This window comes from Kitasatospora sp. NPDC058406 (assembly GCF_042722765.1).
Taxonomy (GTDB): Bacteria; Actinomycetota; Actinomycetes; order Streptomycetales; family Streptomycetaceae; genus Kitasatospora.
Genome location: NZ_JBHXKE010000315.1, coordinates 1 through 8,718, shown reverse-complemented (window position 1 = coordinate 8,718; position 8,718 = coordinate 1). Strand labels below are relative to the sequence as shown.

Annotated in this window: 8 protein-coding genes; 3 read left to right on the top strand and 5 right to left on the bottom strand. The window is 73.0% G+C overall.

The features are described 5' to 3' along the window. The first annotated feature begins 223 nt into the window (after window positions 1-223). From ettA to ACFWOG_RS36910, 3 genes are all read left to right on the top strand, one after another. Window positions 224-1,888 carry an energy-dependent translational throttle protein EttA gene (gene ettA, locus ACFWOG_RS36920; protein ID WP_329949373.1) on the top strand — a complete coding sequence of 555 codons (1,665 nt, stop codon included), beginning with the start codon at window positions 224-226 and terminating at the stop codon, window positions 1,886-1,888. 111 nt (window positions 1,889-1,999) lie between these two features. Next, window positions 2,000-2,443, top strand: a complete 444-nt coding sequence (locus ACFWOG_RS36915; protein WP_329949374.1) for a thioesterase family protein — start codon at window positions 2,000-2,002, stop codon at window positions 2,441-2,443. 45 nt (window positions 2,444-2,488) lie between these two features. Further along, entirely contained in the window at window positions 2,489-3,184 is a 696-nt protein-coding gene (locus ACFWOG_RS36910; protein WP_355404663.1) for a hypothetical protein, read from the top strand. Between the two features lie 67 nt (window positions 3,185-3,251). Here the strand turns inward: ACFWOG_RS36910 and ACFWOG_RS36905 are convergent, their stop codons facing one another. The 5 genes from ACFWOG_RS36905 to ACFWOG_RS36885 all read right to left on the bottom strand — a co-directional run. Then, complete coding sequence (locus ACFWOG_RS36905) at window positions 3,252-3,656, bottom strand: globin (protein WP_329949376.1); 405 nt, start codon at window positions 3,654-3,656, stop codon at window positions 3,252-3,254. A 117-nt stretch (window positions 3,657-3,773) separates the two neighbouring features. Beyond that, a complete protein-coding gene (locus ACFWOG_RS36900; protein WP_380363794.1) occupies window positions 3,774-4,949 on the bottom strand; it encodes an ABC transporter permease in 1,176 nt (391 codons plus the stop codon). Continuing rightward, on the bottom strand, window positions 4,946-5,863 hold the full coding sequence (locus ACFWOG_RS36895) for an ABC transporter ATP-binding protein (protein ID WP_329949378.1): 918 nt from the start codon (window positions 5,861-5,863) through the stop codon (window positions 4,946-4,948). Before ACFWOG_RS36895 ends, ACFWOG_RS36900 begins: the two co-directional genes overlap by 4 nt. A gap of 166 nt (window positions 5,864-6,029) precedes the next feature. Next, a complete protein-coding gene (locus ACFWOG_RS36890; protein WP_380363792.1) occupies window positions 6,030-7,334 on the bottom strand; it encodes an FHA domain-containing protein in 1,305 nt (434 codons plus the stop codon). Between the two features lie 73 nt (window positions 7,335-7,407). Continuing rightward, window positions 7,408-8,718 (bottom strand): VWA domain-containing protein (locus tag ACFWOG_RS36885; RefSeq protein ID WP_380363790.1); only part of this gene is annotated, 1,311 nt, incomplete at its 5' end.

Sequence of the window (8,718 nt, the reverse complement as noted above, 5' to 3'; positions counted from 1 at the left end):
GCCCGGTGGCGCGGTGTTGGTCCCCCCCGGCCGGCCCCCCCGCACCACGTGTGCGGGGGGCCGGGCCGGTCCGCGTTCGGGGCCCCGGCGGCGGGGATCGCGTGCACGGAGGGCCGTCCGCATACCCCCCAGGGGCACGGTGCGCGGTTCTGCGCTCCCGGCCGGTGCGGCACAATGGAACGCTGCAAGCCGAATACTCCCGACGACGCCGGAGCGATCTCACGTGGCGGAATACATCTACACGATGCGCAAGGTGCGCAAGGCGCACGGCGACAAGGTCATCCTTGACGACGTGACGCTCAGCTTCCTCCCCGGGGCGAAGATCGGCGTCGTGGGCCCCAACGGCGCGGGCAAGTCCACCGTGCTGAAGATGATGGCCGGCCTGGAGCACCCCTCCAACGGCGACGCCTTCATCTCGCCCGGGTACACCGTCGGCATGCTGCTCCAGGAGCCGCCGCTCGACGAGACCAAGACCGTCCTGGAGAACGTCGAGGACGGCGTCAAGGAGATCAAGGGGAAGCTCAACCGCTTCAACGAGATCGCCGAGCTGATGGCGACCGACTACTCGGACGCGCTGCTGGACGAGATGGGCAAGCTCCAGGAGGACCTGGACCACGCCAACGCCTGGGACCTCGAAGCCCAGCTGGAGCAGGCCATGGACGCGCTGGGCTGCCCGCCCGGCGACTGGGCGGTCACCAAGCTCTCCGGTGGCGAGAAGCGCCGTGTCGCGCTCTGCAAGCTGCTGCTGGAGGCCCCCGACCTGCTGCTCCTCGACGAGCCCACCAACCACCTGGACGCCGAGTCGGTGAACTGGCTGGAGCAGCACCTGGCCAAGTACGCGGGCACCGTCGTCGCGGTCACCCACGACCGGTACTTCCTGGACAACGTGGCCGGCTGGATCCTGGAGCTCGACCGCGGTCGCGCCATCGGCTACGAGGGCAACTACTCCACCTACCTGGAGTCCAAGCAGTCCCGCCTCAAGGTCGAGGGCCAGAAGGACGCCAAGCGCGCCAAGCGGCTCAAGGAGGAGCTGGAGTGGGTCCGCTCCAACGCCAAGGGCCGTCAGGCGAAGTCCAAGGCGCGTCTGGCCCGCTACGAGGAGATGGCGGCCGAGGCCGACAAGATGCGGAAGCTGGACTTCGAGGAGATCCAGATCCCGCCGGGCCCGCGTCTGGGCAGCGTCGTCATCGAGGTGGAGAACCTCAACAAGTCCTTCGGTGAGAAGGTCCTGATCGACGGCCTCAGCTTCACCCTGCCGCGCAACGGCATCGTCGGCATCATCGGCCCGAACGGCGCCGGCAAGACCACCCTGTTCAAGATGCTCCAGGACATGGAGACCCCGGACAGCGGCACGGTCAAGGTCGGCGACACGGTCAAGATCAGCTACGTCGACCAGAGCCGCGCCAACATCGACCCGAAGAAGACGCTCTGGGAGGTCGTCTCCGACGGCCTGGACTGGATCAACGTCGGTCAGGTCGAGATGCCGTCCCGCGCCTACGTCTCGGCGTTCGGCTTCAAGGGCCCGGACCAGCAGAAGCCGGCCGGCGTGCTCTCCGGCGGTGAGCGCAACCGCCTCAACCTGGCGCTCACCCTGAAGCAGGGCGGCAACCTGCTGCTCCTCGACGAGCCGACCAACGACCTCGACGTCGAGACCCTCTCCTCGCTGGAGAACGCGCTGCTGGAGTTCCCCGGCTGCGCCGTGGTCATCTCGCACGACCGCTGGTTCCTGGACCGGGTCGCCACCCACATCCTCGCCTACGAGGGCGAGAGCAAGTGGTTCTGGTTCGAGGGCAACTTCGACTCGTACGAGAAGAACAAGGTCGAGCGGCTGGGTGCGGACGCGGCCCGTCCGCACCGGGCCACGTACAAGAAGCTGACCCGAGGCTGACACCCAACCGTCACAACGGCCCGGCAGACTCGCCCTCCTGGGCGGCCTGCCGGGCCGCGGCCCACCGGCACCGAAGCCCGGCCGGGTCACCGGACGTCGAGGAGAACACCCGTGGCACGCCACATCTACGCCTGTCCGCTGCGCTGGTCCGACATGGACGCCTTCGGGCACGTCAACAACGTGGTCTTCCTGCGCTACCTGGAGGAGGCCCGGATCGACTTCATGTTCACCCAGGCCGCCGCGGCCGGTGCGGGGGAGTTCGCGGGCGGTTCGGTGGTGGCCCGCCACGAGATCGACTACAAGCGCCCGCTGGTCCACCGGCCCGAGCCGGTGACCGTCGAGACCTGGGTCACCAAGATCGGCGGCGCCTCGCTGACGGTCGGCTACGAGATCAAGGACACCGCCGAGGACGGCACCGAGACGGTCTACGTCCGGGCGTCGACCGTGGTCGTCCCCTACGACCTGGCCGAGGGCCGGCCCCGCCGGATAAGCCCGGTCGAGCGGGGGTTCCTGGAGCGTTTCATGGACGAGGAGCCGGCCGTCGCGGCGGTCTGAGCGGACCGCAGGACCCCGCCCCGCTACCGGATGTGAGCTGAAGCGTTGATCAGTACCGCCCCCCTCGCCCTCGCCGGCACCGGGGAGGCCGCCGACCTGGCCGCCTTCCTGGTCCGCCTGCTGCGTTTCGACAGGGCGGCGGCGGTCCGGTTGCAGGGGGTGCCGCGGCCCGGGGCCGGCGGCGGCGTGCTGGCCGTCTTCGGACGGCTGCCGCTGGGCGGTTCGGGCGCGCTGGCGGTGCGGACCGCGCGGCTGGTCGAACTCGGCGGGCCGGTCGACCTGACCGTCTCGGCCGGGCAGCTCCTGGACGGCGTCGACGCGGAGGCCGGCACCGTCACCCTGCCCGGGCCGGTCACCGGCCCGGCCTGGGCGGGTCTGCTGCCGCCGCGCACCGGCTGGCGGCCGGTCGGCGAACCGCCGGCGGCCCGGGTGTATCCCGAACTGATGGCCGCGGTGCGGGAGTTCAGGGAGCGCAGCGAGGCCGTCCCGGATCACCACCGGACCCGTGCCGTGCTGGACGCGCTGGCCGACGAGATCTGGTCCCGCCCGGTCACGGCGCTGCCCGAACTGCCGCTGCGCGCCGCCCACGCGGCCTACGTGATCGGGTTCCTGGCCCCGACCGCCCCGCTCACCGTGCACCGGGCCGGCGGCTGGCTGAGGCTGAGCGCCCCGGCCGGGTCGGTGGCGGTCCGTACGGCGGCCGCGCCGGGCGCGGGGCTGGGGCTCAGCCCCGTCCGCTGAGGCGGGTCGGGCCGTCCGCCGGACCCGGCCCGGCCCACCGGGTCGGGCCGTCGGGTCGGCCGTGCGGTCAGCCCTCGGTGTTGATCATCGAGGCGGCGGCGTACGTGAGGTAGTCCCAGAGCTGCCGCTCCGCGTCGGCCGGCAGGGCGAGTTCGTCGACGGCCACCCGCATGTGCTTGAGCCAGGCGTCGTGCGCCGCGCGGTCCACCCGGAACGGCACGTGGCGCATCCGCAGCCGCGGGTGGCCACGCTGGTCGCTGTAGGTGCGCGGGCCGCCCCAGTACTGCATCAGGAACAGCGTGAACCGCTCCTCGGCCGGACCGAGGTCCTCCTCGGGGTACATCGGCCGCAGCAACTCGTCCCCGGCGACGCCCTGGTAGAACCGGTGGACCAGCCGCCGGAAGGTCGGTTCGCCGCCGACCTGCTCGAAGAACGTCTCCTCGCTGAGCGTGCCACGCCGGATCTCTTTCACCCGACCATGGTCGCAGACGGCGGCGGGGCCGTACACCGGGACCTGGGGACCAGGACCGGAGGTGTACGACCCCGCCGCCGATGCCGTGGCGGTGGCCGCGGCGCCGGCGCCGGAGGATCAGTCCTCCCAGCGGAAGAGCTTCCACGAGATGCCGGTCAGCACGGCGGCGAAGAGCAGCAGGCCGCCCATCGCCGGCAGCGCGTCCGTCACGCCGCCGCCCCGGGAGAGGACCGACTGGGCGGCGGTGACCAGGTGCTTGAGCGGCAGCGCCTCCGAGATCGCCTTCAGCCAGCCCGGCATGTCGTCGGTCGGGAAGAACGAGCCGGACAGGAACGACATCGGCAGCACGATGATCTGGGAGAGGCCGTTGGCCGCCTCCTCGGTCTTCGCGATCGAGCCGGCCAGCAGACCGATCGACATGAAGGCGATGGTCGCGCAGACCACCAGCGGGATGATCAGCCACCAGTTGCCGGTGAGCCGGAGGCCGAAGAACGGCATGGTGGCCACCACCAGGAAGATCGCGGTCTGGGCCAGTGCCGTCACCACCGACACCGCGATCCGGGAGGCCACGATCGACCCGGCGCTCACCGGGGCCAGCCGCAGTCGCCGCAGCACCTTCTTCTGCCGCCAGCCGACCAGGGTCAGCGAGGCGCTGAACACCGCGCCGGTGGCCACCGCCCAGCCCAGCAGGCCGGGGGTGAGGAACTGGATCGGCTTCAGCGCCTCGTCCTCGACCTGGCTCGCGTCCAGGGTGTACGCCGGCGGTCGGCCGGACGCGGCCTGGTTGGCCTGCTGGACGACGGAGTTGACGATGCCCTGGACCGAGCCCGCGCGGACCTGGTCGGCGGCGCTGTAGCGCACGACGACCCTGCCGTCCGGCCCCTCCTTGATCATGGCGTCCAGGTCGCCCTTGCGGACCTTCTCCAGCGCGGCGGCCTCGTCGTCGCCCCGGGTGATGGTCAGGACCTTCTCCAGCCCGGCCCGGCCCTCGCCCTGCACCGCGTCCAGGACCTTGACCGCGCCGACCTGCTCCACCTTGGCGTGCGGGCTGGAGGCGCCCTTGAGGAGGGTGCCGAAGAGCAGCAGGAACATCAGCGGGAAGAGCATCACGAAGAACAGCGCGGTGCGGTCGCGGACGAACGAGACCAGCATGACCCGGGAGAGGCTCGCGAAGGCGGAGACCCGCTCGCGTTCGGCCGGTGCGCCCGCCCCGCCCGGTCCGGCGGGCGTGCCCGCCGGGTCGGCGGACCGTTGGTCCGGGACGGCGGCGGACCCGGTGCGTTCGGTGGTCATGCGCGGTACTCCCGTCCGGTGAGCTGGAGGAAGACGTCCTCCAGGGTGGCGCCGCGGACCTCCAGGCCGCGCAGCGCGTTGCGCTCGGCCAGGACGGCGAGCACCGGGGCCGGCAGCCGGGTGGAGAGGGAGAGCGAGACGCCGTCGTCCTCCAGCGAGGTGATCTCCGCCCCGGCGGCGGTGAACAGCTCGCGCGCGGTGTCCACGGCCAGTTGGCCGGACTCCACGCTGATCCGGACGGTGTCGTCGATCTCGCGGACCAGCGCGGCCGGGGCGCCGGTGCGGAGGATCCGCCCGCGGTCCATCACCGAGACGCGGTCGCAGAGCACCTCGGCCTCGTCCAGGTAGTGGGTGGTCAGGACGACGGTGCGGCCCTCGGCGTTGATGTCCCGCAGCAGGTCCCAGAGGTTGCGGCGGGCCTGCGGGTCGAGGCCGGTGGTGGGTTCGTCGAGGAAGACCAGTTCCGGGCCGTGGACCAGCGCGCAGGCGATCGAGAGGCGCTGCGCCTGGCCGCCGGACATCTTGTCGGTCATGACGCCGGCCGACTCGGTCAGGCCGACCCGCTCCAGCATCGCGTCGGCGCGCCTGGGGCCGACGCCGTAGAAGGAGCCGAAGGTGCGGATGGTCTCGCGGGCCGTCAGCTTGGTGAAGAAGGCCGAGGCCTGGAACTGCACGCCGATGCGCGGCAGCAGCTTCGGGTTGCGCGGCCAGGGCGCCAGCCCCAGCAGTTCGACGCGCCCTTCGTCGGGCTTGCGGATCCCCTCCAGGATCTCCATCGTGGTGGTCTTCCCGGCGCCGTTCGGGCCCAGGATTCCGTAGAATTCGCCGGCCTCGACGGTGAGTGACACCCCGTCGACGGCTTGTACGTCCCCGTACCGCTGACGGATTCCGTCGGCGGATATTGCAGCAGTCATGGGCAGTGAGCGTACGGGCGCGGGGCAGCCTTGGGCAGAGATCCGGGGCTGATTTGATGATCATTTTTACAATGAACGCCGACCGCCCTGGCCGGACGGACGGTGACGTCCGTCCGGCCGGGGCGGTCGAGTGGCCGGACTGCCGGCCCGGGCGGGCCGGCGGGGCTCAGGCGCGGTGCAGGGTGATCGTCGTCCAGGCGCCGACGTGGACCCGGTCGCCGTCGCCCAGCGGGATCGCGGTGTGCGGGGCGATCGGCTCGCCGCCGCCGTTCACCGTGGTGCCGTTGGTGGAGTCCTGGTCGACCAGCACCCAGCTGCCGTCCGCCTGTTCGGCGAGGAGGGCGTGCTGGTGCGAGGCCCCCGGGTCCTCCGGCGGCACCGAGAGGTCGATCTCCGGAACGGTGCCGCGGTGCTGGCTGCGCCGGCCGATCCGCAACTGGCCGCGCCCGGTCAGCGGGATCCGGCGCTCGGGGCAGTACGGCGGGAAGAACAGGCCGGCCGCCTCGGGGCCGCTGCGGGCCATCATCTCGGTGAAGTACTCGCGGTCCGCCGCGACCACCGCGAACCAGGTGCTGCGGACCTGCTCGGGGGCCTGCCCCTGCGGCGGCTGGGCCTGCTGCGGGGGCATCGGCGGGGCGAGGTGGAACGAGGTGCCGAACTCGTCGCCGCGCCGGGTCGGGCCGGGCTGGGCGTAGACCGGGCCGGAGTCCTCGCGCGGTGCGGTGCCGGGGTACGGCGCGCCCTGGTGCGGGGCCTCCTGGTAGGCGGCCTCCTGGTAGGGCGCTCCCTGCGGGGGCGCGCCCTGGTGCTCCTGGTACGGCGCGCCCTGGTGCACGGGCTCCTGGTACGCGGGCTCCTGGTACGGGGCCTCCCGGTAAGGGGACTCCGGGTACCCGGCCGCCTCCTGGTAGGGAGCCTCCTGGTACGGCGGAGCCGCGTGGGCGGGGGAGGGGCCCTCCGACCCGTGCGCGGGCGGCGGGTAGCCGTACCCGGCGGGCGGGCCTGGCTGCGGCGGGGCCGCCGGCGGCTGGGGGGCGGCGGGCGGCTGCGGCGGGCCGCCGTACGCCGCCGGGATGTTGAGCGGCGCCGGCGGGGGCGGCGGTGCCTGGGCGGGGACGCCGAAGGGCTGCTGGGCGCGCTGGGGCGCGGAGAGGTCGTAGTCGTACCCGCACTCCTCGCAGAACCGCCCGGTCTGCGGGCTGCGGCAGATCGGGCAGACCACGAGGCCCTCGGTGAGGTCCGGGAAGCCCCGCGGGTTCGACGGCGGCACCGCTCCGGGCGGGACGGCCCCCGGCGGGGCTGTCGGACCGCCGTACGGCGCGCCGTGGCCACCGTGCGCCCCCGGGCCGCCGGGTGCGCCGGCGAGCGTGCCGGGCGGCGGCGGTACCGGCTGCGGCGGCGTCATCGGGAAGCCGCAGAAGTCGCACCAGTCCTCGGCCTGCGACTCATGGCCCCTCGGGCAGATCGGCATCAGGTCCCCCCTCAATTCCAGCAAGCCGGGGCAGTGTCCGGCCGGGGTTGCGGCCCGGTCGGCTCGTCGGCGGTCACTTCTTCACACGGACGGTCTTGGTCGACCGGGTCTCAAGGGTCATCGAGTCGGCCTCGCTCACGTTCTTACGGAACCGAACGGTACCCTCCTTCGGGTCCACCACGTCCACCACCTTCTGCAGCAGCTTGAAGGTGCCCTCGTTGCCGGTCGCGTGGGCGATCCGGACGGCGGCGCCGAGCTTGGCGGTGGCCCGGTCGACGTCCCCGGCCCGGTGCGCCTCCAGCCCCTCCTGGATGGACGAGGCCAGCTCCGCCTGCCCGGTGTAGTGGGCGACCTGCGGGCTGATCCGGGTCGACGAGGCGAGGTCGTCGGTCCAGACCGCCTTGACCAGGCCCTGCGACAGCACCTCCGGCGTCCCCCCGGAGACCGACGGCGGCAGGACGAGGCTGATCCGGGCGGCGAGCATCTCGTTGCCGACGGCGGAGGACGGGACCTCCACGCAGACGTGGTAGTCGCGGCTCTCGTCGCCCCACGAGCCGGTCGGGTAGTCGCCGGCCCGCGGCCCGGCCTCGGTGCGGCGTTCGGTGAGGTCCTCGACCGAGGGGGCGACCTGCTTGACGAACCTGACGACCGCGTTGGCCGGCGTCCAGATCCGCAGCGCGACGTCGGCGACCTGCTTGCCCATCGCGCCGGCCATCATCGAGCGGAAGTCCTCGGCCAGGCCGGAGGGCTCGGCGACGATGTCGACGGTGCCGAGCAGCGCGGAGGAGATCCTGCGCAGCTCGTCGACCCGCCAGTCGGTGCCGACGCCCCGGCAGTCCGCCGTGAAGTGGCCGCCGACCCGCTCGATCGCGCGCTCCAGGTCGGCGGCGGTCTCGTGCTCGTTGTTGCCGTCGGTCAGCAGGATGGCGTGCCGGATGGCGATGTCGCGGCGGGTCAGGAACAGCTGGTCGGCCTTGGCCAGCCAGGTGCCCATGGCGGTGCCGCCGGCCGCGGTGAGGCGGCGCAGCGACTCCTTGGCCCGGGCCCGGGTGGCGTCCGAGGCGATGGCGAGGGTGCCGTCGCCGGGGAAGACGTCGCGGGCCTCGTGGGTGCCGGCGACCACGGCGAAGGCGACGCCGTCGCGGACGGTGTCGATGGCGGCGGCGGTGGCCTCGCGGGCGCCGCGCAGCTTGCTCGCGGGGTAGTCCATCGAACCGGAGCAGTCCACCAGGATCACCACGGCGGCCGACTGCGGGCCGGCGCCGCCCGGGCCGGCGTCGGTGACGCCGGGCGGGCGGGCGCCCTGGGTGCCGAGCGGGCGGCCGCCCGAGGTGCCGCCGCCGGTCGCGGTGACCGTCACGATGGCGTTGACCTCCCGGGCGCC